The sequence below is a fragment of the Rhodococcus sp. IEGM 1307 genome (assembly GCF_030056915.1).
GTDB classification, from domain to species: domain Bacteria; phylum Actinomycetota; class Actinomycetes; order Mycobacteriales; family Mycobacteriaceae; genus Rhodococcus_F; species Rhodococcus_F opacus_D.
This window is the reverse complement of record NZ_JASHKW010000012.1, coordinates 258,785-284,405: the sequence shown is the minus strand read 5'-3', so window position 1 is coordinate 284,405 and position 25,621 is coordinate 258,785. Positions and strand designations below refer to the sequence as shown.

Here is a 25,621-nt window from a genome sequence, read left to right as displayed (position 1 = left end):
CAGTGTCCTCGATGTCCTGAGACATCAACTGTCCTGCATGTCCTGAACTCAGACACAATCGCCCGCGGTTAACAAGTACTCACAGGCGGAGCAATGCGGGCCCGCACCTCACCGAAGCCGATGCGGGTGCCGTTCGGGCCCGGTGCGGTGGCGGAGATGGCGATCTCGTCCCCGTCCTCGAGGAACGTGCGCTTCTCGTCCCCGACGACGACAGGTTCCTGTCCACCCCAGGTCAGTTCGATGAACGCACCACGCTGATCCTTCTCGGGTCCGGAGATGGTGCCCGACGCAAACAGGTCGCCCGTGCTGGCGGCGGCGCCGTTGATCGTGGTGTGTGCGAGCATCTGCGCCGGCGACCAGTACATCTGCGCATACGGCGGACGCGACACGACGTGTCCGTTCCATTCGACGGCCAGGTCGATGTCCAGGCCCCACTTCTCCTCGCCGCGCAGGTACGGCAGCGGCTGCGGATCCTGCGTCGGGGTGTCGATGCGGGCCGCCTCGAGCGCGTCGAGCGGAACCACCCACGGGGAAATCGACGTCGCGAAGCTCTTCCCGAGGAACGGGCCGAGCGGCACGTACTCCCAGGCCTGGATGTCGCGGGCGGACCAGTCGTTCACGACGACCGCCCCGAACACATACTCCGCGAACTGATCCGGGGTGATCGTCTCCCCCAGCTTCGTCGGGACACCGACGAGGAAGCCCATCTCGGCCTCGATGTCGAGGCGGCGGGACGGCCCGAAGTCGGGGGCGTCCTGAGCCGGGGTCTTGCGCTGCCCGCAGGGCCTGATGACGTCCGTGCCGGACACGATGACGGTGCTCGACCGCCCGTGGTATCCAACCGGCAGGTGCTTCCAGTTGGGCATCAGCGGCTCGGAGTCGGGGCGGAACAGTCGCCCGAGATTCGTGGCGTGGTACTCGGAGGCGTAGAAGTCGACGTAGTCGGCGACGGCAACCGGCAGGTGCATCGTCACGTCCTCGACGGCGAACACCGCGGTGTCGGCGACGTCGCCCTGCACGAGTTCGGTGATCTGCCTGCGGACCTCGGTCCAGCGGGCCCGGCCCTGCGCCATGAAGGCGTTGAGGGTGGGCTGTGCGAAGACGTCGTCACCCAGTGCGGCGGCGAGATCCACGACGGAATCTCCCACCCGCACTCCGACCCGTGGGGTCGAGTCGGCGGTCGAGAACACGCCGTACGGCAGGTTCTCGATTCCGAAGAGGGAATCTGCGGGGATGTCGAGGACGGTCATGCGTGGGCTCCTTGATCTGCGGAGGCGAGGACGGAAGACGGCACGAGGTGCAGTGCGACGAGATCCTCGAGGGGTTCGAGGATGCTGCACGTGCCGAAGGATCGGAAGGCGGTGCGAACGGCGCCGACGACGTCGGCCGGGAGGTCGCGCAGCTCGCGGGCGAGCGGTGTGCCGTCACGTCCGGCGAGGGTGGCGGCCACCTCGTGGACGCCGGCGCCGCCGAGTGCGTGCCGGGTGGCGAGCAGCACGTTGAGGAAACCGTGCTGTTCGAATCCCGTGTGCGGATCGGTGTTGCGGACGGCGTGGTGCAGTCCGGCGGTGGCCTTGAACGGGATTCCCGACGCGATGACGGTGTGCAGCGCAGCGGCGAGTTCGGTCTCGTCCGGGTAGGCCTCGGCGACCACGCCACCCGTGCGGAACTTCGCCGCGAACGGGCCGCCGGTCAGTGCGGCGAGGAAGTCGGGCCGGCGCTCGCCACGCGGCACCTCCACGAACACGTCGAGCCCGGCGGTCAGCGCCTCGACGGCGTCCATCGCAGCGAAGAACTCCGCGGCCGTCTGGTCTGCGGGCACCGCGATCTCGAGTGCCACCGCGGTGGCACCGTCGATCTGCGCGAGGCGGTCGAGTGCGGGTTCGAGCGTGGCCGGACCGCCGGGCAGCGTCAGGCTCAGTTCGAGCGCACCGGGGGTCAATTCGCCCAGCCGGGCGACCGAAAAGACGAAGGGACCGACCAGATCCGCGTACGGCGCCGACAAATGTCCGGCGTGCGCGGGCAGGGCGTCGGGCAGGGGTGCGTTTCCGGGCGGGAAGAGGGCTGCGTCGTCGCAGAGACCGGCGAAGAGGGCGGAGATCACGGCGTCGGCCCCCGCCCTGCCCACGTCCACGCGTAGCCCGAGTCCTCGCACGCCACGGCACCCTCGCCGAGTTCGAGCGGGCGGAACGTGTCGACCATGACGGCGAGTTCGTCGAAGAACTCGGCCCCGATGCTGCGTTCGTACGCGCCGGGCTGCGGACCGTGCGCATGGCCGCCGGGATGAATCGAGATCGAGCCCTGGCCGATGCCGGAACCCTTGCGCGCCTCGTAGTCTCCGCCGACGTAGAACATGATCTCGTCGGAGTCGACGTTCGAGTGGTAGTACGGCACCGGAATCGACAGCGGGTGGTAGTCGACCTTGCGGGGCACAAAATTGCAGATGACGAAGTTGTTGCCCTCGAACGCCTGGTGCGCCGGCGGCGGCTGGTGCACGCGCCCGGTGATGGGCTCGTAGTCGGAGATGTTGAACGTGTAGGGGTAGAGGCACCCGTCCCAGCCCACGACGTCGAAGGGATGGTGCGGGTACACCATTCGCGTGCCGACGATCCCGTGCGACGTCCGATGCTTGACGAGCACCTCCACGTCGGTGCCCTCGACCTGCAGCGTGTCGGACGGCCCGTGCAGGTCGCGCTCGCAGTAGGGCGCGTTCTCGAGCAGCTGACCGAACCGGGACAGGTAACGCTTCGGCGGGACGATGTGACTGTTGGCCTCCATCGCGTAGGCACGCAACGGTTCCGGTCCCTGCGGGATCCAGCGGTGGGTGGTCGACATCGGAATGAGAACGTAGTCGCCCTGCTTCGCCTCGAGCGCGCCGAACACGGTTTCGACGGTGGCGGCACCGGATTCGACGTAGACCATCTCGTCGCCGATCGCGTTGCGGTACAGCGGCGACTCCTTGGCGGCGACCACGTAGGAGATGCGGACGTCCGCGTTGCCGAGGATCAACCGGCGTCCGGTGACCACGTCGGTGTCGGCCCAGACCGTGTCCGGGAACAGGTCGTGCAACTTGAGGTGGCGCGGCTTGAGCGGGTGATTGGGAGTCGTGCTCTGGTCGGGCAGGTCCCACACGGTGGCATCGACGATCGCCGACGGGATGTGGCGATGGTAGAGCAGTGAGGAGTCGGAGGAGAAGCCCTCTTCTCCCATCAATTCCTCGAAGTAGAGCTGACCGTTGTCGTCACGGTGCTGGGTGTGCCGCTTGGGCGGGATGTTGCCCACGTGCCGATAGAACGCCATGACCGGCCTCCCTAGAAGTGCGTGTCCGTAGTAGTAAACACATTAACTAAATTGCGGGCGTGATGGCAAGCACAGATTTTCCGGGAGGCACAGCAGGGTCAGTTACGCCCGCGGACGTCGAACTGGCTGCGATTGGTGATCAGCTTGTCCAGCAGCATGACGAGAATGCGCTGCTCCGGCTCGGTGAGAACACTCGCCCAGGCATGTTCCCGCTCATTCTGCTCACGATAGATCTCACCGATCTCGCTCCGGCCCTTCTCGGTGAGCGACAACTGGACGGACCGGCCGTCCCGCTCGTCCGGGGTCCGCTCCATCAGACCACCACCGACCAGCGTCTTCGTCAGATTCGAGACGGCCGCCCTGCTCATACCGGTGAGCTTGGCCGCCGTCTTCGACTCGACGGGCCCGGCCAGCCATGTCACGAACATCAGCCGGAACGCCGACCATGACAGGCCGCGCGGGCGGTGAATCGACGACTCCAGGTCGTACGTCACCACGTTCGACGCGCGGTTCAACGTCAGGAGGACTTGGGTGGCCAGTTCGTGCGTCGAGCCGTATTCCGTGCTCAGGCGCCGGTTCGCCAGTTCGATGAACGACCAGAAGTCGAGGCCGTCCGGTACCTCGACGGGCACCGGCGCTGCGTCATCGGTCATGGGGGAACCCTATCGCGAGCTGGTGGCGGGCCCAGTGCCCGCCACCTCCGCTTTTAGTATATCTATGAACTATATGCCTTCGGCCTGTGAGTACTTATTAACGCCCGGCGGTTAATAAGTACTCACGGGCGCGTCAGCGCTCGTAGCCCTTCCGCATGTCGTCGACGATGCGCGGGCGGTCGAGGGTGGAGGGCTCGAGTTCGCGGCGGGGACGGTCGCGCGGGAAGATCGCGGACGCGGCGAGGGTCGGTTCGTCGAGGAAGCGCAGTTCGGGGACGTCGCGGGGTAGGCGCAGGGCCGGCGGTTCGGGTCCCCGCCGGGCGAGGACGTAACCCCAGTCCCCGAAACTCGGCACCAGCACGTGGTACGGCGTGACGGCCAGACCCGCGGACGCGACCGTCGACGTGGTGCGCCAGTACGCGTCCGGCGTCGAATAGGGGCTTCCCGACTGCACCACCATCAGTCCGCCGGGATTCAGGGCGGCGGCGGCGAGACCGTAGAACTCGGTGGAATACAGGCGGCCGAGCGCCGGGGTGTCCGGGTCAGGGAGGTCCACGATGACGGCGTCGAAACCCGAATCGGGTGCGTGGCGTAGCCACCGGAACGCGTCGTCGAGGACGACGTGCACGCGCGGGTCCTGCAGTGCTCCCTGATTCAGCCCGGACAGCCGGGTGTTCGCGAGTTCGACGACCGCAGGGTCGAGTTCCACCTGCACGATCTCCTCGACCCCGGGCAGTCGCAGGACCTCCCGGGCGGCGAGGCCGTCGCCCCCGCCGAGGATCAGCACCCGTTTCGGGTCGTCGGCCATCGCGGGGTACACCAGCGATTCGGTGTACCGATGTTCGTCGATGCTGGAGAACTGGAGGTCGCCGTCGAGGAAGAGGCGCACGTCTCCCCCGCGCTCGGTGACCACGATCTCCTGGTACTGCGACCTTTCCGCGGCGACCACCGGGTCGGTGTAGAGCCGTTGCCGCGACGTGGTCTCGATGCCGTCGGCGCGCACCAGCAGCACCGCGATGCATGCGGCGGCGACGAGCATTGCCACGACGGCGAGCAACCGGGTGCGCAGGCTCAGCTGCCACCGCAGCAGGATCAGCGCCACCACCGCGGCGGCAACGAGGTTGATGATGCCGGTGATGGCGGCGCCGCGGATCATCCCGGCGATCGGCAGCAGGACGAACGGCCAGAGCAGGCCACCGACCAGGGCGCCTGCGTAGTCGGCGGCGTTGAGGTTCGCCAGCACTTTTCCGGTGCTCTCGGCGTCGGTGTCGCTGCGGCCCGACTGCAGCAGCGTCATCAGCAGCGGCACCTCGGCGCCCACCAGCACACCGATCAGTGCGGTGGCGAGCACCAGAACGATTGCGCTGGAACCGAAGAACGTGAACGTCACGTACAGCGTCACCGCGCTGAACCCGCCGACGAGGCCGAGGACGATCTCGACGACCACGAACGACGCGGCCGCGGTGGAGAGCAGCGGCTTGGCGGCGAGGGCCCCCATTCCGAGTGCGGCCACGAAACCCGCAACGATCAGCGACGTCTGGGTGATCCCGCCGCCGGTCAGACTGACCGACAGTGTCAGCAGTGCCAGTTCGTAGATCAGCCCGCACGCCGCACAGGCTGCCACCGCGGCGAGCAGGAACGCCCTGGCCCGCCCGCCGAGCGCGCGGGTGGTGGAGATATTCGGCTCTGCCGCGGTGGTCGTCACGAGATCAGGTGAGTGCGGCGGCGTTCACGAGGCCGATGGCGAAGAGGCTCGCACCGACCGCCCATGCGGCACCGCACATCTGCGGGTTCCCGACCAGACCGACGAGTTGCCCCGGTAACAGCAGGTTCATCAGACGCAGTGCGATGACCTGCAGCAGCACACCGAAGAGGCCGTAGACCGCGGAGTCGGCGAGTCCCTGCGCGAATCCGTCGGAGCTGGTGAGTATCGCCGTGACCACGACGACGGCGAGGGCGAGATGGTTCGACGCCAGCAGGATTGCCGCGTTGGGGTTCTTGTCGACGTACACCTGGTGCCGGAGATTGCCGGGGGTTGCCAGGTCGAGGACCGCGAAGCCGACTCCGAGGACGGCGATGCCGATGACGAAGTACGCCAGGGTGCCGAGCATGCCGACGGCGAGCAGTCCGACGTCGACGCTGCCGATTTCCGTTGCTGCCGCCGTGTAGGTGGTGTTCACGCGCTTCTCCCCAGTCGAGTGTTCTCTGTCATTTCGCGCTTCCGGATCCGCCGCTGCCGCTGGCGCCGCCTGCCGGTGAACCGGGGTTGAAACCGGGCCCCAGATAGGCGAACCCGCCGCTCCGGTACCGGCCGTCGATGTCTTCGACGCGGACGAGGCTGCCGCCACCCGGCCCGGCGCTGACCGTGACGATGTCGTCGTCGTAGCGCAGGTATTCGCTGCCGCCGTCGGCCTTCCGCGCCGCCGGGTCCTCTTCGGCGACGATGTTCGACACGGTCGTCCCCACGGGGTCGTTCGACGTGTACGTCTTCGCGTCGCCCGCGGTGTTCTGCAGGGCGTAGGTGTCGGCGATGTAGTCGCGGACGCCGCCGCCGCACGCGGTCGCGGCCAACACCAGGAGCAGCATCGGGGCGAGTCGCACGCGCGCACTGAACCGGCTCACGGCTGCCACCTGCTTCGAGTCTTCACGATCACCCCGCCCTTGTCTCCTGGGTACAGATGCCAGGTCCGCCAGGCCCATCCGCCCGAATCTTTCGCCGCAGTGAGCGCCGTCAGTGCGGTGTGGTCGCCGGGGAACGCCCCGCAGATCCACCCGTCCACCTCGGTGGCCTGGCGCCGCAGCCAGTCGGCGGTCTGCTCGAGGTGGGTGCGGTCGACGGTGTCGGTGGTCGAGTCGAACCGGTACCCGCTCGCGCTGTCGGATACGGGCAGCGGCCTGCCGCCTGCCTGGACCGCGTCGCACGAGACCTGTTCGGTGATTCGGCTGCCCGCCGCGGACGCCGTCACCGCGTGCGACGCCCCGAGAACTGCGAGCGTCACTCGGTCGTCACCGTGCGTGATGGTGAGTTCGGCCAGCGGAAGCGGTGTTTCGGCATTAACGACGAGACCGAGTGCCTCTGCCGTCACATCACGCGACTCGATGTCGAGGACGTGCAGTGTCACTGCGGCGGACCGGAGTGGATCACGGTGAGTTCACCCCGCGTGACGGCGCGGCCCGTGGAGACCTCCCACGACTGCGTCCGCGCCCAGCGCTCGAAGGACAGCAGGCCGGTCTTGTCGGCCGTCTCGTAGTCGGCGTAGTCGACGATGCCCTGGGGTGCGGTTCCGGTGGTGCCTTCCGCGGTGAACGAGGCGGTGCCGCGCTCGATCTGCCGGTGCACCCTGTCGTCGAGGATCACGTCACCGTTCGGTTCGAGCCCCGTCCCCTCGCGGCGCATCCACAGCGTCATGTCGAGGTTGCCCTCGTCGTTCTCGACGGTCAGCCATCGCTGACCGGTGGACCCGTCGAGGAGGTGTTCGTGCCAGATGTATCCCTCTTCGTCGAGGGTGATGGTGCCGCGCACGACGTGATCGATTCCGGCGTACGTGATGATGTCGCCGACTCCGATCTTGTACGGGTCGTAGACCTCCGGGTAATCGGCCAGCGGATCGACCCGGGCAGCAGGGGTGGACTTCTTCCCGGCCCGATTTCGCAGGATCAGCACGATGCCCACGATCACGACGACGATCAGCAGCAGTAACAGCAGCGTGGTCAACAGTCTCTCCTGGTCAGCGGCTTCGGCACGGGAGGCCAGTGCCCGGCCCCCACCGCTCAGTCACCTTACTGTGCGCCGCGCACCCACACACCTGGCGATTGCAGAGCCTGGTAGCAAAGGCTAGCCTAACCGAACGCGCGAGCGGTGGAGCGGAGCGCTGTCGTTCACCGCGATTCGCGCGGCATACGCCCAGACGTCGACAAGACCGACAGTGAGGAACTATATGGCCATCCCGCCCATTTCGACCTACACGATCCCGGAGATCCACGAGGTCCCCGAATCGAAGGTGTCCTGGCGCCTCGACCCCCGGCGTTCCGCACTGCTGGTCCACGACATGCAGAACTACTTCATCGACGCGTACGACGTGCGTGCGGAGCCGATGTCTACTGCGATGGCGAACATGGTCCGGATCCGCGAACTGTGCTCGGAAGCCGGAATTCCCGTGATCTACACGATGCAGCCGGGCGACCAGCACCCGTCGCGTCGCGGCATCCTCGCCGACTTCTGGGGCCCCGGATTGACGTCGGGCCGGGACACCGAGGTGGTCGAGCCGCTCGCCCCCCGCGAGGGCGACATCCAGGTGACCAAATGGCGGTACTCGGCCTTCCAGCGCACCGACCTCCGGCAGTTGCTCGGCCACCACGGCCGCGACCAGCTGATCGTGACGGGCGTCTACGCGCATATGGGCTGCATGCTGAGTGCCGCCGAGGCGTTCATGTCGGACGTGCAGCCGTTCCTGGTCTCCGACGCGACCGCGGATTTCAGCCGTGACGAGCACCTCATGGCGCTCACCTATGCGGCGAAGCGCTGCGGTTCGGTGACCACCACGGATGCGCTGGTCTCCGCGTTCTCCCCGCTCGAAGTCGGCTGAGTCGACCCGAAGCCCACACTCCGGCGCAGCGCTTCGTTCCGAAGCTGCGCCGGGTGTGCTCGGCAGTCGGATGACCACAATCAATGTGGTTAGGCTAACCTGACACGCTGAGTAGCTGAAAGCCCGGAATCCCCACGCCCGAAAGCCGAAAGCATCAGGAGTGCCTGTTAGATGTCCCTTTCGATATCGTCGCCGTCCACCCCGCAGACCGGGGAGGACACGGCCGACGTCTGCTTGACCGCCGCCCAGCGCGAGCTGTGGGCCGGGCACCATCTCGACCCGACCCGATCGGCATTCACCACGGCCGAGTACGTGGAGGTCGCCGCCCCCGTCGACATCGACGCTGTCGCCGCGGCGGTACGCACGGTGATCGAGGAGGCCGAGGTGCTCTCGGTCCGCTTCGACGCCGAACCCGGTGCCGATTCGGCCGACGTCGTCCAGGTGCACGACCGTCGCAACGCCCCCGAACTCGAACGTCTCCAACGCGACCGGGCCGCTGCCCTCGAGTGGATGCGCGAGGACGTGCGCCGACCGCTCGACCTCGACTCCGCTCCCCTCGTGCGGACGGCACTGATCACGACCGACTCCGGTGTGCTCTGGTACCTCCGCGCCCCGCACGCATTGCTCGACGCCTACGGATATTCGCTGCTCACCCGCCGCGTCGCGGCGCTGTACGCGGCCCGGCTCGCGGGCACCGAACCCCGGCCGGCCAAATTCCCGCCGCTGCGGGCGCACGTCCAGGCGGCACAGGAATTCGATGCCGCGGCCCCGGACAGCGCGCCGCAGTCGGCCTCGCGTCCGGTCGGATTCAGCGACACCGTGCGCAGGCCCGTCCCCGATCCCCATCGGTACACGATCCCGATCGACCCCGACGTCGCGGGAAGCCTGCGCGAGGCGGCCACCGCGCAGGCGACCACGTGGGCGGAAGCGGTCTATGCGGCCGCGGCCGCCTACCTCGGCGCCCACACGGGAGCGGAGGAGGTGACGCTCCGGGTGCCGGTGCTCGCCCGCAACGGGATCGAGCTGACGTCGCCAGTGACGGCCACGAACATTGTGCCGCTCCGCATTCCGCTCGACGCACGACCGACGTTCGCCGACGTGATCGGCAGAGTGGCCGCCGCACTGTCCGAGACGCGTCCGTTCCAGCGCGTCCGGGACGCAGGCAGCCGCGCCACCGGCGGAGCGGTGGTGAACGTCAAACCGTTCGCCGCCAGAATCGCTTTCGGTCCCACCGTCGGCACGGTGCATCAGCTCGCCGCCGGTCCGGTGGAGGACGTGGTCATCTCCGTCTCGGGCGCCGGGGACGAGCTCACCCTCGAATGGGCCGGAAATCCCGAGGTCTACACGGACGACGAGATCCGGGACCACGCACACCGATTCGCGCACTACCTCCGAACCATCTCCGTGGCAGCAGAACCCGTCTCCGTGGTCGACGTCTGCGCTCCGGACGAACTGGACCTGTGGCGGTCGGCGGCCGGCCTCGACCGGACCACCGGCACGGCAGCGGCGCTTCCGGACAGCATCGTCTCCGCCTTCCTCGCCCAGGCGCGCACCCACCCGGACCGCGTCGCGGTGAACGATCTGTCGTACCGGGAACTCTCGAGTCGCAGCGCCGCCCTGGCCCGGCAACTGAGGACGGCCGGCGCCGGCCGCGGCACGGTCGTGGCCGTCAGCCTCCCCCGCGGCACCGATCTGATCGTCGCCGTCCTCGCGATTCTCCGCAGCGGCGCGACCTACCTGCCGATCGATCCGTCCTCCCCGGCCGAACGCGCGCGGTTCATCCTGCGGGACGCGCAGCCGTCGCTGGGAATCGGATCCGCCGACCTGCTCGGCGACCTCCCGCGAGTCGAGGAGGACTCGGCACAGTCCGAGTCCGGCGAACTCGAGAACGCCGTGCAGGCGGACGACATCGCGTACATCATCTACACGTCCGGATCCACCGGCGTCCCCAAGGGCGTTCCGATTCCGCACCGTAACGTGCTGCGGCTGTTCGACGTGTCCCGCGAATGGTTCACGTTCACGGAGGACGACTGCTGGCCCCTGCTGCACTCGTACGCGTTCGACTTCTCCGTCTGGGAGATCTGGGGTGCACTGCTGCACGGCGGCCGCCTCGTCACAGTCGACGAGGCCACCCTCACGTCACCGGCCGACCTCGCCGCGCTCCTCGTCGACGAGGGTGTCACGGTGCTGAACCAGACGCCGTCCGCGTTCGGGCATCTCGTCGACGCCCTCGTCCGCGCGGACTCGTTCGACCGGCTGCGACTGCGGTACGTCGTGTTCGGCGGTGAGGCTCTCGACCCCGCCGTCCTGCGCGCCTGGTTCGCCGCGACCGGTCCGGATGCGGGAACCGAACTGGTCAACATGTACGGGATCACCGAGACCACCGTGCACGTCACCGCCACGAAGGTCACCGCCGCCGACGTGGTGGACATCGGGGTTCCGCTCGGCGACCTCCGCACGTACGTCCTCGGGCCGGGGCTGCGTCCGGTGCCGCCCGGCGTGACCGGCGAGATCTACGTGTCCGGTCCCGGACTGTCCCCGGGCTACGTCGGGCGTCCCGGCCTGACGTCGGGACGGTTCGTCGCCGACCCGTTCGCGCCCGGCGGGACGCGGATGTACCGCACCGGCGACCTCGCACGGTACGACGCGACCGGCGCGCTCCACTACCACGGCCGGATCGACGACCAGATCCAATTGCGCGGTTATCGTGTCGAACTCGGCGAGATCGGCGCCGCGATGACCGCGGTGCCCGACGTGCAGGCGGCGGTGGCCACGGTGCACGAGCAGGCCGGCGGCGACCAGCGCATCGTCGGATACGTCGTTCCCCGGCCGGGCGGCGAGCACGACGCCGTCGAGGAGCAGGTGCGGGCGCACCTGGTCCGCTCCCTCCCCGGGTACATGACGCCGTCCGCACTGGTGATGCTCGACCGCTTGCCGTTGACCCACAACGGCAAGGTCGACAAGGACGCGCTGCCCGCCCCCCGTTGGCTCGGACAGGCCGGCGACACACCGCGGACCGACACCGAAGCCCGGATCCTCCCCCTGTTCACCTCGGTGCTCGGCGCCGAGCAGGTCGGTGTCCACGACGACTTCTTCGCACTCGGCGGGAACTCCCTCCTCGCCGCCGCTCTCGTGTCCGCAATCACCGCGGAACTGGGTGTGCCACTGCGGGTTGCCACGGTCTTCGAGAATCCCACCGTGGCCGCTGTGGCCGCGCAACTGGAGGACGCCGGCGAGCAGGTACCGGCGAGCAGGCCGTCCCCGCGGGACCTCCCCGAGGGCACGCCGGTGCCGTTGTCACCCGCGCAGGAACGCCTGTGGTTCCTCGACAGCGCCGCCGGCGGTGGAACGTACCTGCTGGCACTGGCCGTCGATTTCGGGGAAGGCCTCGAACCCGACGCCCTCTCCGCGGCGCTCGCGGACGTCGTGACCCGGCATCAGTCGTTGCGGACGGTGTTCCCCCTCGTCGACTCGGTGCCCCACCAGGTCGTGCTTCCCGCCGGAGATGCGAAGGTCCGGCTCGAACGAGTCGACAACGTCGGCAACATCGAGGGACATATCGCGGCGATGACGACGGTGGGTCTCGGGCTCACCGACCAGCCGCCGCTGCGCGCGGTGCTGTACGAACCGCAGCACACACTGGTCCTGTTGATGCACCACATCATCGGCGACGAGTGGTCGCAGTCGAAACTGCTGGGCGATCTCGCCTTCGCGTACAACGCCCGCCGCGCCGGACGGGCACCGGAGTTCACGCCGCTGCCGTTGCAGTTCCCGGACGTCGCCGTGTGGCAACGCGAACGCATAGGCGCCGGCGACGACGCGACCCCGCTGCTGACCGGCCAACTCGACTACTGGCGTGAGCAACTCGCCGGTCTGCCGCTCGAACTGGGCTGGCGCACCGACCGCCCCCGACCCGCCCTGCCCACCAACCGCGGCGCGAGCGTCCACCGCACGTTGTCGCCGTCGCTGCACGCGGCCGTCGAGTCGCTCGCCGCCGAGCGCCGCGCGAGCTTCTTCATGATCGTCCACGCCGCCGTGGCCGTGCTGCTCGAAAGGCTGGGCGCCGGCGAGGACATCGCCCTCGGCGTGCCCGTCGCCGGTCGCAGTCACCCCGACCTCGACGACATGGTGGGCTGCTTCATCAACACGGTGGTCCTGCGGACCGACGTGTCGGGCGACCCGACGTTCGACGAACTGCTGGACCGGGTCAGGGCCGTCGACCTCGACGCCGTCGACCACGCCGACGTGCCGTTCAACCGGATCGTGGAACTCGTCAATCCCCCACGGTCGTCGGCCCGCCATCCCCTGTTCCAGGTCATGCTGTCGCACTGGAAGCAGGACGGTGCGGCGGAGCGATTCGCCGGGACCACCGCCTCGGTGCGGATGCTCGACGCGACGTCCGCGAAATTCGATCTGGCGCTGCGCTTCCAGGAACGTCCGGACAGCGGCGGGGTCGACGTGACGTTCGAGTACTCCACCGAACTCTTCGATGCCGCGACCGTCGAATCCTTCGCGGACCGCCTCGCCGTGGTGATCGAGCGGCTCGTCGACAACCACGAGCAGCGGATCGCCCGGCTCGACATCCTGACCCCGCGGGAGCGGGGCCGGGTGCTCGGCGAATGGTCCCACGCGGAGCACTCCGTCCCGGCCCGCACGTTCGACGAGTACTTCTCGGCGCAGGTGGCGCAGACACCCGACGCCGAGGCCCTCGCCGTCGGTGCGAGCGTGCGGCCCGCGGTCTCCCTCACGTACCGGCAGCTCGACGAACGGGCGAACCGGATTGCCCACCTGCTGATCTCGCGTGGCGCGGGCCCCGGTGACGTGGTCGCGCTCGCACTCGACCGCTCCGCCGAGCTGATCATCAGTGTTCTCGCCGTGCTGAAGAGCGGTGCCGCGTACCTTCCCGTCGACCCCACGTACCCGGCCGACCGGATCGCGCACATGCTCGCCGACGGCGCACCGGTCGCGATCCTCACGTCCTCCGTCGGTGTGCCCGACCGCACCCCGCTGGGCACCGACGTGCCCATTCTCGACCTGGACGATCCGGACCTGCAGGCCCTGATCGACACCCAGCCGGTCACCGCCCCCACGGACGCCGAGCGGAGCAGACCACTGCAACTCGACGACGCCGCGTATCTCATCTACACGTCCGGATCGACGGGGGTGCCGAAGGGCGTCGTCGTCCCCCACCTGGGCATCGCGGATCTGCTGTCGCTGCAGTCGGACGTGATCGGCATGGACCACACCACTCGGGCGCTCCACTTCTCGTCCATCAGCTTCGACCTCGCGTTCTGGCAGATCATGTGGGGTGTGCTCTCGGGCGGAACGCTGGTGGTCGCGACGGACGCCGACCGCATCCCCGGTGAGCCGCTCGCCCGCGTCATCAACGAACACGACGTGAACTTCGTCGGCGTACCACCGTCTTTCGCCGCCGCGTTCCCGCCGGAGCATCCCATCCCGGACGGCGTCGACCTGATGCTCGGCGCCGAGAAGCTCACACCCCAGCTGATCGAGCGGTACGCACCCGGACGCCGGTTGTTCAACGCGTACGGACCCACCGAGTGCACGGTCAACGCCACCCTGGCCCTCGTCGAACCGGGACATGAAGGTCCGGTCCCCATCGGCGTCGTCGATCCCGGCAAGCGCGCGTACGTCCTGGACCACGCGCTGCGGCCGGTGCCTCCGGGCGTGTCCGGCGAGCTGTATCTCGCGGGCGACAGCGTCACCCGGGGATACCGCAATCAGAGCCCCAAGACGGCGGAACGTTTCATCGCCGACCCGTTCGCAGAGCCGGGCAGGCGCATGTACCGGACGTCGGATGTGGTGTGGTGGGGCAGGGACGGTCAGATCTACTTCACCGGCCGCGCCGACTCGCAGGTCAAGGTGCGCGGATTCCGCATCGAACTCAACGAGATCGAGGCAGTGCTGTCCGGTGACCCGGACGTCGAGCACATCGTCGTCGTGGTCCGCGAGGACCGCCCGGGCGATCAGCGGCTCGTCGCGTACGCGACGTCGGTGCCGGGCGGCCGGATCGACCCCGACCAGTTGCACCGCCGCGCCGCCAGCAGGCTGCCGGACTACATGATCCCGGCCGCGTTCATCGCCGTCGACGAGTTCCCCACCCTCCCCAACGGCAAGCTCGACCAGTCGTCGCTTCCCGTTCCGCACCTGTCACTGCAGGTGTCCGAGCGGGGTCCGCGCACGGCGCGCGAAGAGGTGCTGTGCCAGTTGTTCGCCGAGGCTCTCGGTATCGAGCGGGTCGGCATCGACGACAGCTTCTTCGACCTCGGCGGCCACTCGCTGATGGCGGCCGGATTGATGAGTGCGATCTCGAAGCGGCTGTCCGTGACCGCGACGGTGGCCTCGCTGTTCGCGGCGCCGACCGTGGCCCAGCTGGCGGGCCGTCTCGACGACGATCATGACGCCGACGCGCTGGCCGTCCTCCTGCCGTTCCGCACCGAGGGGTCCAAGCCACCGGTGTTCTGCTTCCACCCCGCCGGCGGAATCAGCTGGGGTTACTCGGGCCTGTTGCGGCACATCGACGACGACTACCCGCTGTACGGCGTGCAGGCCTCCAACCTGTCGACGTCCAAGCGGCCGCCGGAAACGCTCGAGGACATGGCCGCCGAATACATCGAGCACATGCGTACCGTGCAGCCGAAGGGCCCCTACCACCTCCTCGGATGGTCGCTGGGCGGCGTCGTCGCGCACGCCATCGCCGGTGCACTGCAGAACCAGGGTGAGGAACTCGGCATGCTCGTCATGCTCGACTCCTTCCCGTCGGACGCGTGGGCCTCGATGCCGACGGAGCAGGACGCGCTCGCCGCGCTGCTCTACATGGTCGGCTACGACCCGGAACCGCTCCTGGAGGACGGACTCGACCGGCAGCAGGTGATCGACATCCTGCGCGGCGAGGGCAGCGCGCTGGCCGGGATCAACGAGCACACACCGGCCGCGATGATCGACAACTTCGCGAACGCCGTGCGCCTCGAATCCGAACCCTCACAGATCGTCGTGGACTCCGACATGCTCTTCTTCACTGCGGCCAGGAACCCTGCGACCGCGGCGACGTACGACTTGTGGCGGCCCTACCTGACCGGCACCATCGTCAACCACGACCTCGACTGCGAGCACAAGGACATGACCCAGCCCCGCTGGATCGGCGAAGTCGGCTCCGTCGTGAACGAGGCCCTCGCCTCGTTCGGCTCGCACATGAACCCCACCAACACAGAACAGGGAGATCGATGAAAACGTCCGGAAGATATTGGCGTAGAGCCGGAATCGTGATGATGGCGGCAACCGCGCTGTTCGCGGGTGCCTGCAGCGAGTCGAATTCCGACTCGACCGACGCGGCGGGATCCGCCACCGGACAGGCCGACGCGTCGGCCTTCCCCGTGTCGATTCCGTCGGCGCTCGGTACCGCCGAGATCACGGAGGCACCGGAACGCGTCGTCACGATCGGCTGGGGCAGCGAGGACGCGGCACTGTCGCTCGGCGTCGTGCCCGTCGCCGTGCAGAACATGAAGTCGGACACGGGAACCGACGACGGCCTGCTGCCGTGGTCGCGGGCGAAGCTCGAAGAGCTCGACCCGAACGCGGAACCCACGTTGCTGACGGCGTCGAGCAAGGAGATGCCGTACGAGCAGATCGCGGCACTCGCCCCCGACGTGATCCTGGCCGTGCACTCGGGCGTGAACCAGGAGCAGTACGACAAGCTGTCGGCCATCGCCCCCACCGTGGCGTACCCGGAGCGTCGCTGGGCCACCAGCTGGGAAGACCAGATCACTACCGTCGGCAAGGCCCTCGGCCGGTCGGCACAGGCCGAGACACTGGTGACCCGGACTCAGGACACCCTCGCGCAGGCGAAGTCGCAGCACCCCGAGTTCGCCGGGAAGACGGTGGCATTCGGGAGCGGCACCGAGCCGGGATCGTACAACTTCTACTTCGACACCGATCCTCGTCTGAAGATGCTGGCCAGCCTCGGTTTCACGGTCGACCCGCTCGCCCAGCAGTTGCGCGAGAGCAGTGACCAGACCAAGTTCGCGGCTCCCGTCAGCCTGGAACTGCTGCCGACGTACAACCCGGACGTGCTGCTCGCGTGGTACCTGTCGCCCGAGCTGCAGAACGAGGTCCAGTCGAACCCGCTGTTCGCCGGGATGAAGGCCGTGCGCGACAGCGCCTACGTGGGTCTGACCGATCCGCCGCTGGTGTTCGCGTCGAGCTCGCCGAACGTGCTCAGCATGCCGTGGCTGCTGGACAAGCTGCTCCCGCAGCTGTCGCAGGCCGCGAACAACGCTCAGGCCAGCTAGTTCCCACCTGAACGCGTCACTGTGCCGCTGCCGAGAGGTCGTCCTCCTCGGCAGCGGCACTGCTGTACGTGCGCAACCCCTTCAAGGTCAGTGCGAGAACCGCAAGCACCACGATGCCGCCCGACCCGTAGAGGAGGAACGCCTCACGCGGACCCACCGCGGCGCCGACGGCGCCGGCGACGAGCGCTCCGGCAGCCGAGCCCGTGGAGATCTGGGCGCCCCACACACCGGCGACGCGTCCGCGGTATTCCTCGGGCGTCTCGGTCTGGATGACCGCGTACCGGAGGATGTCACCGAGGACGCGGCCGAATCCGTGTGCGGCGAGCCCGAGGAACGTGACCGCGATCATCGGGAACGCGCCGGCGCCGATCAGCCCGGCCGACGCGATCACGGCCGCGAGGAACACGATCAGGCCACCGCGACGAGCAGTTCCCGTCCAGCCACTCGTGAGTGATCCGGTGAGGGCGCCGACGGCGGGGGCGCTGTAGAGCAGTCCGGTGGCCGCCGGTCCGGCATGGAGAACCTGGCTCGCGTAGGCGGGCAGCAGCACGTTCCAGCCGGTCAGCATCATCGCGCAGAACCCGACCAGCAGCGTCCCGCCGACCACGGAGTCCTTGGCGGCATAGGTGAAGCCGCTGGCGATCGACCGCAACGGACTCTCGGTGTTCTTGACCGGCGGCGGCAGCGAGGGCAGCCTGGCGATGCAGTACGCGGTGATTCCCGAGGACACCGCGGCCAGAACGTAGTTGGTGCCCACGGATGTCGCCGCGATGATCACACCGCCGATGGCCGGCGACGCGACCGTGCCGAGGTCGGCCATCACGGTCATCAGGGCACCGGCGGCGGCCATCTTGTCCTTGGGGAGCAGCGATGGGATCACCGCCATCAGCGCGGTCGCGGAGATGCCGCCGGCGAGGCCCTCGATCACGCCACACAGGTAGATGATCCACAACTGGGGTGTGGGGAGGAACGCGTTGACCGCGAGGATCGCGAAGGCCAGGCCCGCTGCGGCACGGGCGAGGGAGATGACCGGTCTGCGGTCGTACCGGTCGGCGATCACGCCGCCGAACAGGGTGCCGATGAACACCGAGGAGCCCACGACGATGCTCGCCGCGCCCACTGCCAGTGTGGAATTCGTCATGTCGTACACCTGCAGCGGCACCGCCACCAGCAGCAGACCCAGACCGAAGATGGAGATCGTGCGGGCAATGAAGATGTATCGGAACTCGCGACTCGTCCGTAGAGGCGTCAAGTCGATTGCGTATCGCGATAATCCAGCCATTGTCATCCATTCACATTCGGTTGCAACAGCTCTCCGTTTCGCCGTTCGCGCGGAGAGCAACTATGCTTAGGCTTCACTAACCCAGCAACCTACCCCATGTCGTCGAACCGGCTCAACGGGCCGTGGTTCGACCGACGCACCGGAGGATGATAGTGAGTTCCGCTCCCAGCACAGTTCCGACCCGCGACCGAATCCGCGCCGACGTAGCCGACGTGCTCGACGTCCCGGTCGCCGAGATCGACGATTCCGCGAACCTCCTCGACGAGGGAATGGACTCCGTGCGCGTGATGGCGCTGGTCGAACGATGGCGGGCGGACGGCGTGCAGGTGGATCTCGTGGACCTCGTCGGCGAGCCGACACTCGACGCCTGGTTCGAGGTGACGGCAGCACGCTGAGCGGTCCCACCACCTACTCTTGATCCGGCTGGTCGATCCCAGGGTCGGCCCGGACACGGGAGGATGCGAGGGGACATGGCTCACGAAACCAGCGGTGCAGGCAGGATGAGCGTGCTCCGGACACCACGGTTCTGGATCGCTCCCCTGCTCCTCGTCTCCGTCGTCATGTCCCTGCTGGCCGCGCTGTACATGGGTGGGATGCTCAACCCCACCACACACCTCAACCACTTCCCCATCGCGCTCGTCAATCAGGACGAGGGCGACACCACGCCCAATTCCAACCCGCCGCAGCAGCAGAATTTCGGCGACCAGATCACCGCCGGGCTCGTCGAGGGTGTCGATCCGAACAAGGTCGAACTTCGGCAGATCGGGATCGCGCAGGCCCAGTCCGCACTGGACAACGGGGAAATCTACGGTGCGATCGTCATACCGAGCGACTTCACGAAGCGCACCTTCATCCTCGCCCAGGCCGGCGTGATTCCCGGAGACGTCGAACGTCCGGTGATCACGATCTACACGAACCCCCGCGCGGGCACGATCAGCGCGAACCTCGTCCAGAACATCGGGGAGATGGCGTTGGACAAGGCCAATCAGACGATGGGCGAGCAGCTCACCACCCAGGTGACGCAGCAACTCCAGGCGACAGCCCCCGACCTCCAACTGTCGGGGGCCAGCCGGCTCGTCCTCGACGACCCCATCGACGTGCGGGTCGTGGCCCACAACCCGCTGCCCGACGGCACCGGTTTCGGCTTGGCGGCGTTCTACTACGCGCTCCTCATCGTCCTGGCCGGTTTCACCGGTGCGACCATCGCGAGCACCCTCATCGACGGCATGCTCGGATTCACCCCGACCGAGGTCGGGCCGCTGTACCTCCACAACGAGGCGGTCCCGATCTCACGGTTCAACACCCTGCTCATCAAGTGGGCGGTGATGGTTGTGCTGGCGATGATCGTGTCGGGTCTGTACCTGTGGATCAGCTCCGCCCTCGGCCTGCCGATCACCGACCCGCTCGCCCTGTGGGAGTACGGCGCCTTCGCGATCGCCGCGGTCGGGATCACGGCGATGTCCGTGATGGCTGCGTTCGGCAACCTGGGCCTGCTCATCAACCTGCTGGTGTTCGTCGTCCTGGCGCTGCCTTCGTCGGGCGGCACGATCCCGCTCGAGGCGGCGCCGCGCCTGTACACCTGGCTCGGTGAGTTCGAACCGATGCACCAGATCTACATCGGGGTGCGCGCCATCATGTTCTTCGGCGCGGCGGGCGACGCGGGGCTCATCCACGCCGTGTGGATGACCCTGGCCGGCCTCCTCATCGGCCTCGTCTTCGGTGCCGTCATCACCCGGTTCTACGACCGCAAGGGCTTGCATCGCCGCCACAAGGCGCAGACCGAACCCGAACCGGTGGACGCAGCCGGGGCGTGAGTCACGCGGGCGCGGACGACCAGGCCGCGCCGAACTGTTCGTACCAGGGATGCGGGGCGGGCACTGCCGCCAGGATCCGTTCGACGAACCGATCGGGGTCGCCGAGTTCGGCGAGTCCGACTCCGCGGCGCTCGTAGTCGGCGAACTTGTCGTGCAGTCCGGCGATCACCTTGTCGGTCACCGTCTGCTCGAACTCTTCGATGGTTGCCATCGGATGCCCCTCCTTCCGGCGAGAAGCGTCTGCGTTCAGTGTAGTGCCGACCTGCGGATTTGCCCTCGCCCGGCGGCGGATTATCGACTGTCGGTGACGCAGAGCAGACTGGGCCCGTGAGAATGGTCCTGGTTCCCGATGCCGACGGTGGCGCGACGACCGTTCGCACCGATCCCACGGGCGTTCCGGTCGAGTCCCCACGTCGACACTCCGACGCCGTGGCCGCGGTCCGCGACATCGAGGCGACCGAACACCCCCGCTGGGTCTGGACGAGTACCGCGGCCGTCTATCCGGCGCTGCTGAAGGCGGGGGTGCGGGTGCAGCGCTGCCAGGACCTCGCGCTCACCCACGCCATCCTCAGCATGCGCGACGGTGTTCCCGCGCCGCCGCCGGACGAACCCGTCGACGAACGCCCCGGACTGTTCGAGACCGCACCCACCACGGATCCGGCGCAAGTGGTGGCGGACTTCGCGGAACAGCGGAAGACGATCGGTGACGATGCACGGCTCGACCTGCTGGTGGCGGCCGAGTCCGCGGGCGCGCTGGCCGCCGCGGAGATGAGTGTCGACGGCCTGCCGTTCTCCACCCGTACCCATCGCGCCTTCCTCGAGGCGGCGCTCGGGCCGCGGCCTGCCGGGTACGACCTGCCTCAGCGCATCCAGGACGTGACCGTGGAGATCGGGTCGGCGTTCGGCCGTCGCATCAACCCGGCGTCCCACGTCGAGGTGGTCGACGCGTTTCGCCGTGAGGGCATCGAACTCGCGTCGACCCGCAAACACCTGCTCCGCGAGGTCGATCATCCCGCCGTGCCGCTGCTGCTGCGCCACCGCGATCTGTCCAAGCTGTTCAGCACGAACGGCTGGCAGTGGCTGGACAGTTGGGTCCACGACGACCGGTTCCGGCCCGTCTACGTTCCCGGCGGCGTGGTGTCCGGCCGCTGGGCGAGCCGGGGCGGCGGCGCACTGCAGATTCCGAAACCGCTGCGGTCGAGCGTGATCGCCGACCCGGGTCATACGTTCGTCATCGCCGACGCCGGCCAACTCGAACCCCGCATCCTGGCCGCCATGTCGGGTGACGCCCGCATGGTCGCCGCGGCGGGCGCCGACGACCTGTATGCACCGGTCGCGGCGGAGACGTTCGACGGCGACCGCGGCAAGGCCAAGGTCGCGATCCTCGGTGTTCTGTACGGCGCCACCGCGGGCGAGGCCCGTTCGCTGCTCACCCTGCTGCGCACCCGCTTTCCCGTCGCCGTCGAATATGTGGAAAGGGCGGCCCGTGCCGGTGAACGCGGCGAGGTCGTGCACTCGTGGCTCGGCCGGGCGTGCCCACCCCCGTCGCCCGATTTCTGGTCGCACGGCGACGCCCGGTCACGCGGCCGGTTCACCCGAAACTTCGTGGTACAGGCCACGGCAGCCGAGTGGGCACTGTGCGTGCTCGCGGACCTGCGGCGCCGGCTGGCCGACGACCCGGACAGCGAACTCGTCTTCTTCCAGCACGACGAGGTGATGGTGCATACCCGGGACCCCGACTCGGCGACGCGGCACGTTCTGGGCGCAGTCGAGGTAGCCACCCGGTTGCTGTTCGGCGAGACGCGGGTGCGGTTCCCGATGGATGTGGCGGTGCGGGACTGCTACGCCGAAACCTCCGACGAGGCCTGACCCGCGCGGATTTCCGGTGTCGCGGGTGCGCTCGACATGGTGTACTGGGACGCACTGCTGGCGGGGGCGGCGAAGGAGAACCCATGACGAAGTTGGATTCGACGGACTCGAGCACCAGCGGCGAGACGCCGCGCAGATACCGCTGGCCTGCGTTCACCATCGTGGCCATCGCCATCATCGCGTTCTTCGCGGGTGGATTCGGGGGTTCCTTCCAGGGAAAGCTCACCGAGGTCCAGAAGAACGACAACGCCGCCTACCTGTCGAGTTCCGCCGAATCGACGATCGTCACCAACGAATCGTCCAAGTTCCTCACCGTCGAAACCATCCCCGGATTCGTGCTGTTCCACAGCGACTCCCCGCTCACCGAGCAGGACAAGGCCGCGATCGCCCAGGCGCGTGACGCCATCGCGGCAGTCGACGGAGTCGACGCCGAAGGCATGGCCCAGACACAGTTCTCCCAGGACGGCACCACGGCATCGATCTTCGTTCCCCTCGTCGCGAAGGAGGACGGCACGGCGGTCGCCGGCGATGTGCTCGCCGCCACCGAGGAGAACGTCCTCACCGCCGCGAAGAACGCGGCCGCCGGGCTCGAGGTGCTTCCTGCCGGTCCCGGTGGCCTGCTGGTGGCGTTCATCGACGCGTTCGCCGGACTCGACGGTGCACTGCTGGGCGCCGCGCTGCTCGTGGTCGTCCTGATCCTGCTGGTGGTCTACCGCTCCCCGGTGCTGTGGTTCTTCCCGCTCTTCTCGGCGCTCCTCGCGCTCGGCCTGGCGTCGATGGTCATCTACTTCCTCGCCAAGGCGGAGGTGCTCACCCTCACCGGACAGAGTCAGGGCATCCTGTTCGTCCTCGTGATCGGTGCGGGCACCGACTATGCGCTCCTCCTGATCTCCCGATATCGGGAAGAACTGCACTTCTATCCCAGCCGGTTCGACGCCATGATCAAGGCGTGGAAGGAATCCGCCCCCGCCATCACGGCGTCGGCGGTCACCGTCATCCTCGGTCTGCTGTGCCTGATGTTCTCCGAACTGAACTCCAACAAGAGTCTCGGGCCGGTCGCCGCGATCGGCATCGCGTGCACGTACCTCGTGATGATGACGTTCCTGCCCGTCGCGCTGTCCGCGGCGGGGCGGTGGGTGTTCTGGCCGCGGAAACCGAGGGTGGACGAGGCCGCAGACCTCACCACGCACGGTCTGTGGGGCAGGATCGCCGCCCAGGTCGGGAGCAAGGACCGTCCCCTCTGGATCGGTACGACGGTGCTGCTGGCCGTGCTGTTCCTGGTCGGCATCGGCAGTCTGAAGACGGACGGACTGTCGTCGTCGGAGAACTTCACCAACCGGCCCGACGCCGTCGTCGGTCAGGAGTTGTACGACTCCAAGTTCGATCCGGGCGCCGGCGCGCCCGCCGTCATCGTCACCAATGCCGATCAGACGGAGGCGGTCATCGCGGCCGTGAGCGGTGTGGACGGGGTGTCGACGGATCCCGGCGCGGTGTGCCCGCAGGTCGATGTCGAGAAGCTGTCTGCACTCGTCAAGTCCAACCCGGCCGCGGTGGCCTCGGCCGCCGGGCAGGGGTGCGCACCCGACTTCCTCACGGCCGCACCGATCGACGGGCGCATGGTCGTCAACGTGACGCTCGCCGACTCGTACGATTCCCCGGAAGCCCTCGAGACGGTGAAGCGACTGCGCGACGCGGCGCACGCCGTACCCGGTGCCGATGCTCTCGTCGGCGGCAGCACGGCAACGACGCTCGACGTGCAGACGGCGTCGGTGCACGACCGGAACCTGATCATCCCGATCGTTCTCGTCGTCATCTTCGTTGTGCTGGCCCTCCTGCTCCGCGCCCTGCTCACGCCCATCATCCTCATCGCCACCGTGGTCCTGTCGTTCGCAGCCACCCTCGGGGTGTGCGGACTCTTCTTCACCCACGTCTTCCATTTCGCGAACGCAGATCCGGCGTTTCCCCTGTTCGCGTTCGTGTTCCTCGTGGCGCTCGGCATCGATTACAACATCTTCCTGATGACCCGGGTCCGCGAGGAAACCGAGGAACACGGCACCAAATCCGGTGTGCTGCGGGGGCTGGCGGTGACCGGTGGCGTCATCACGTCGGCCGGTGTCGTGCTCGCCGCGACGTTCGCGGTGCTGGGTGTGCTGCCCCTGGTGTTCCTCGCCGAGGTCGGCTTCGCCGTCGCGTTCGGCGTGCTGCTCGACACGATCATCGTGCGCAGCATCCTCGTCCCGGCGCTCTCCCACGACATCGGCAAGAAGATCTGGTGGCCGTCGGCGCTGGCAAAGGCCAAGGACTAATAGGCTTCCTCCGTCCACAGGTGGAACAGCGCGTAGGCCCGCCACGGTCGCCACGACTCGGCGAGTTCCGCTGCCTGCCTGCCGGTCCTGACCCCCAGCGCGCGTTTGAGGACGAGGTCGTCGGGTGTGAACGCGTCCGGGTCGGCCAGCACCCGCACCGTCAGATAGTCCGCTGTCCACGGACCGATGCCGGGCAGTGCGAGCAGACCGGCCCGGAATTCGGCCGGGTCGGTGTCCGCGCCGAGACGCAGACCGCCGGACGCGGCCTGGGCCAGCGCGAGCACCGTCCTGGCCCGGGCGCCGGTGAGGCCGAGGGTCGAGCGCAACTGTTCGGGTGAGAGCGCCGCCAGCGTCTCCGGTTCGGGGAACGCGAAGAATCCGTCGTGGACCGGCCGGCCGTACGCGTGCACGAGCCGGCTGCCGAACGTCCGGGCCGCCGCCAGCGAAACCTGTTGTCCGAGAATGGTCAGAACCGCCGTCTCGAACCCGTCCACGCTCCCCAGGCGCCGCAGACCCGGACGCAGCGCCACCAGCGGAGCCAGGAGCGGGTGCCGGCTCAACGCGGCGTCGATCGGCCCCGGATCGGCGTCGAGGTCGAGCCAGCGCCGGACCGCGGCGGTCAGCGCTTCGATGTCTCCGGGATCCGCCGGTGTCAGGTGCGCCTCGACGTCCCCGTCGGCGGGACGGACGACGACGGACACGAGCGCGGGCCCCTGCGGACCGTTCACCACCCGGGTGTGGGTTCCGTCGGGGTCGTGTCGCTCGAGCCCGGACACGGTGTGGGCGCGGAGCGCGCCCCACAACGGCGCATGGGTGAACGGACCCCGGTACGGCAGTTGCACTCTCATGTGTCCTCGAGTCCCGTCACCCGCAGCGTGATGTTCAGTCGGCCCGTTGTCAGTCCGCAGTCCGGATCGCTCGTGCCGGGAAACACTTTCGGTACTCCGTGATACGCGAACCGGGACTCGCCACCGAAGACGAAGAGGTCGCCCGACAGCAACTCGACATCGGTGTACGGCTTGGTGCGGGTGGTGGTGTTGCCGAAGCGGAATGTGCACGTGTCGCCGATGCTCAACGACACGACGGCCGCATCGGACCGCTCCTCCTTGTCCTGGTGCATGCCCATCTTCGCGGTGTCGTCGTAGAAGTTGATCAGCGCGGCATCGGGTGTGTACCCGTCGGCGGGCTGCCGGTAGGCCTCGCACACCGCTCGCCGGCCGAGTTCGACCAGCCAGTCGGGCACCGGCGCCACGCGGCCACCGCCCGCGTCCTCGGCTGTGCGCGAGTAGGAATACGGCTTCCAGTGCCAGCCGAGGCACACCGTCTGCACCGACATGCGGTGCCCCGTCGGCAGTTGCGCGGCCCGCATCGGGACCGGTCCGGTGGCCCAGCGCCGGCATTCGGCCACCAGGTGGCGTTGCTCGGCCGGCGTGAGCCAGTCGGGGACGTGGACGGCGCCGGGCGCCACCTCGGTTCGGGGGCGGGGTATCAAGGCGGACATC

General features: G+C 68.3%; 20 protein-coding genes. 7 read left to right on the top strand and 13 right to left on the bottom strand.

Annotation, left to right across the window (positions count from 1 at the left end; genetic code table 11):
• Nucleotides 1-68: 68 nt before the first annotated feature.
• The 9 genes from fahA to QM841_RS24215 form a co-directional block, all read right to left on the bottom strand.
• Nucleotides 69-1,250 (bottom strand): fumarylacetoacetase, encoded by a 1,182-nt coding sequence (gene fahA / locus QM841_RS24255; RefSeq protein ID WP_280780398.1) that lies wholly within the window; start codon nt 1,248-1,250, stop codon nt 69-71.
• Nucleotides 1,247-2,104: a hypothetical protein gene (locus QM841_RS24250; protein WP_283333948.1), complete on the bottom strand. Its 858-nt coding sequence runs from the start codon at nt 2,102-2,104 to the stop codon at nt 1,247-1,249. Before QM841_RS24250 ends, fahA begins: the two co-directional genes overlap by 4 nt.
• Nucleotides 2,101-3,300: a homogentisate 1,2-dioxygenase gene (locus QM841_RS24245; protein WP_283333928.1), complete on the bottom strand. Its 1,200-nt coding sequence runs from the start codon at nt 3,298-3,300 to the stop codon at nt 2,101-2,103. The genes QM841_RS24250 and QM841_RS24245 overlap by 4 nt, the downstream gene beginning before the upstream one ends.
• Nucleotides 3,301-3,398: 98 nt before the next feature.
• Nucleotides 3,399-3,953 carry a MarR family winged helix-turn-helix transcriptional regulator gene (locus tag QM841_RS24240; protein ID WP_005261372.1) on the bottom strand — a complete coding sequence of 185 codons (555 nt, stop codon included), beginning with the start codon at nt 3,951-3,953 and terminating at the stop codon, nt 3,399-3,401.
• A 133-nt stretch (nt 3,954-4,086) separates the two neighbouring features.
• Nucleotides 4,087-5,658: a polyamine aminopropyltransferase gene (locus QM841_RS24235; RefSeq protein WP_283333926.1), complete on the bottom strand. Its 1,572-nt coding sequence runs from the start codon at nt 5,656-5,658 to the stop codon at nt 4,087-4,089.
• Nucleotides 5,659-5,662: 4 nt separating this feature from the next.
• Complete coding sequence (locus tag QM841_RS24230; RefSeq protein ID WP_005251488.1) at nt 5,663-6,133, bottom strand: DUF350 domain-containing protein; 471 nt, start codon at nt 6,131-6,133, stop codon at nt 5,663-5,665.
• A gap of 28 nt (nt 6,134-6,161) precedes the next feature.
• Nucleotides 6,162-6,584: a DUF4247 domain-containing protein gene (locus QM841_RS24225; protein WP_283333924.1), complete on the bottom strand. Its 423-nt coding sequence runs from the start codon at nt 6,582-6,584 to the stop codon at nt 6,162-6,164.
• Complete coding sequence (locus tag QM841_RS24220; protein ID WP_283333922.1) at nt 6,572-7,075, bottom strand: DUF2617 family protein; 504 nt, start codon at nt 7,073-7,075, stop codon at nt 6,572-6,574. Before QM841_RS24220 ends, QM841_RS24225 begins: the two co-directional genes overlap by 13 nt.
• Nucleotides 7,072-7,668: a DUF4178 domain-containing protein gene (locus QM841_RS24215; RefSeq protein WP_105423341.1), complete on the bottom strand. Its 597-nt coding sequence runs from the start codon at nt 7,666-7,668 to the stop codon at nt 7,072-7,074. Before QM841_RS24215 ends, QM841_RS24220 begins: the two co-directional genes overlap by 4 nt.
• A 223-nt stretch (nt 7,669-7,891) precedes the next feature.
• Between QM841_RS24215 and QM841_RS24210 the strand changes: the two genes are divergently transcribed.
• The 3 genes from QM841_RS24210 (at nt 7,892) to QM841_RS24200 (ending at nt 16,848) form a co-directional block, all read left to right on the top strand.
• Nucleotides 7,892-8,539: an isochorismatase family protein gene (locus tag QM841_RS24210; RefSeq protein WP_283333919.1), complete on the top strand. Its 648-nt coding sequence runs from the start codon at nt 7,892-7,894 to the stop codon at nt 8,537-8,539.
• A gap of 171 nt (nt 8,540-8,710) precedes the next feature.
• A complete protein-coding gene (locus QM841_RS24205; protein ID WP_283333917.1) occupies nt 8,711-15,787 on the top strand; it encodes a non-ribosomal peptide synthetase in 7,077 nt (2,358 codons plus the stop codon).
• Nucleotides 15,784-16,848 (top strand): iron-siderophore ABC transporter substrate-binding protein, encoded by a 1,065-nt coding sequence (locus tag QM841_RS24200; RefSeq protein ID WP_283333915.1) that lies wholly within the window; start codon nt 15,784-15,786, stop codon nt 16,846-16,848. The genes QM841_RS24205 and QM841_RS24200 overlap by 4 nt, the downstream gene beginning before the upstream one ends.
• Nucleotides 16,849-16,864: 16 nt before the next feature.
• On the opposite strand, the gene entS is transcribed toward QM841_RS24200, so the two are convergent.
• Nucleotides 16,865-18,130 carry an enterobactin transporter EntS gene (entS, locus tag QM841_RS24195; protein WP_283333913.1) on the bottom strand — a complete coding sequence of 422 codons (1,266 nt, stop codon included), beginning with the start codon at nt 18,128-18,130 and terminating at the stop codon, nt 16,865-16,867.
• A 146-nt stretch (nt 18,131-18,276) separates the two neighbouring features.
• Here entS and QM841_RS24190 point away from each other — a divergent pair, with 146 nt between their 5' ends.
• Together QM841_RS24190 and QM841_RS24185 are read left to right on the top strand one after the other, a co-directional pair.
• Entirely contained in the window at nt 18,277-18,525 is a 249-nt protein-coding gene (locus tag QM841_RS24190; protein WP_037205604.1) for a phosphopantetheine-binding protein, read from the top strand.
• A gap of 75 nt (nt 18,526-18,600) precedes the next feature.
• Complete coding sequence (locus QM841_RS24185; protein WP_280780407.1) at nt 18,601-19,944, top strand: YhgE/Pip domain-containing protein; 1,344 nt, start codon at nt 18,601-18,603, stop codon at nt 19,942-19,944.
• A 1-nt stretch (nt 19,945) separates the two neighbouring features.
• Here QM841_RS24185 and QM841_RS24180 read toward each other — a convergent pair whose 3' ends face one another.
• Entirely contained in the window at nt 19,946-20,155 is a 210-nt protein-coding gene (locus QM841_RS24180) for a hypothetical protein (RefSeq protein WP_054245510.1), read from the bottom strand.
• A gap of 122 nt (nt 20,156-20,277) precedes the next feature.
• On the opposite strand from QM841_RS24180, the gene QM841_RS24175 reads away from it, so the two are divergent.
• Nucleotides 20,278-21,813 carry a bifunctional 3'-5' exonuclease/DNA polymerase gene (locus QM841_RS24175; protein ID WP_283333946.1) on the top strand — a complete coding sequence of 512 codons (1,536 nt, stop codon included), beginning with the start codon at nt 20,278-20,280 and terminating at the stop codon, nt 21,811-21,813.
• An 83-nt stretch (nt 21,814-21,896) separates the two neighbouring features.
• A complete protein-coding gene (locus QM841_RS24170; RefSeq protein WP_283333910.1) occupies nt 21,897-24,119 on the top strand; it encodes an MMPL family transporter in 2,223 nt (740 codons plus the stop codon).
• Here QM841_RS24170 and QM841_RS24165 read toward each other — a convergent pair.
• Together QM841_RS24165 and QM841_RS24160 are read right to left on the bottom strand one after the other, a co-directional pair.
• Entirely contained in the window at nt 24,116-24,967 is an 852-nt protein-coding gene (locus tag QM841_RS24165; protein ID WP_283333908.1) for a DNA-3-methyladenine glycosylase family protein, read from the bottom strand. The two genes, QM841_RS24170 and QM841_RS24165, sit on opposite strands and share 4 nt — an antisense overlap.
• A complete protein-coding gene (locus QM841_RS24160; RefSeq protein ID WP_283333907.1) occupies nt 24,964-25,620 on the bottom strand; it encodes an alpha-ketoglutarate-dependent dioxygenase AlkB family protein in 657 nt (218 codons plus the stop codon). The genes QM841_RS24165 and QM841_RS24160 overlap by 4 nt, the downstream gene beginning before the upstream one ends.
• Between the last annotated feature and the right edge of the window lies 1 nt (nt 25,621).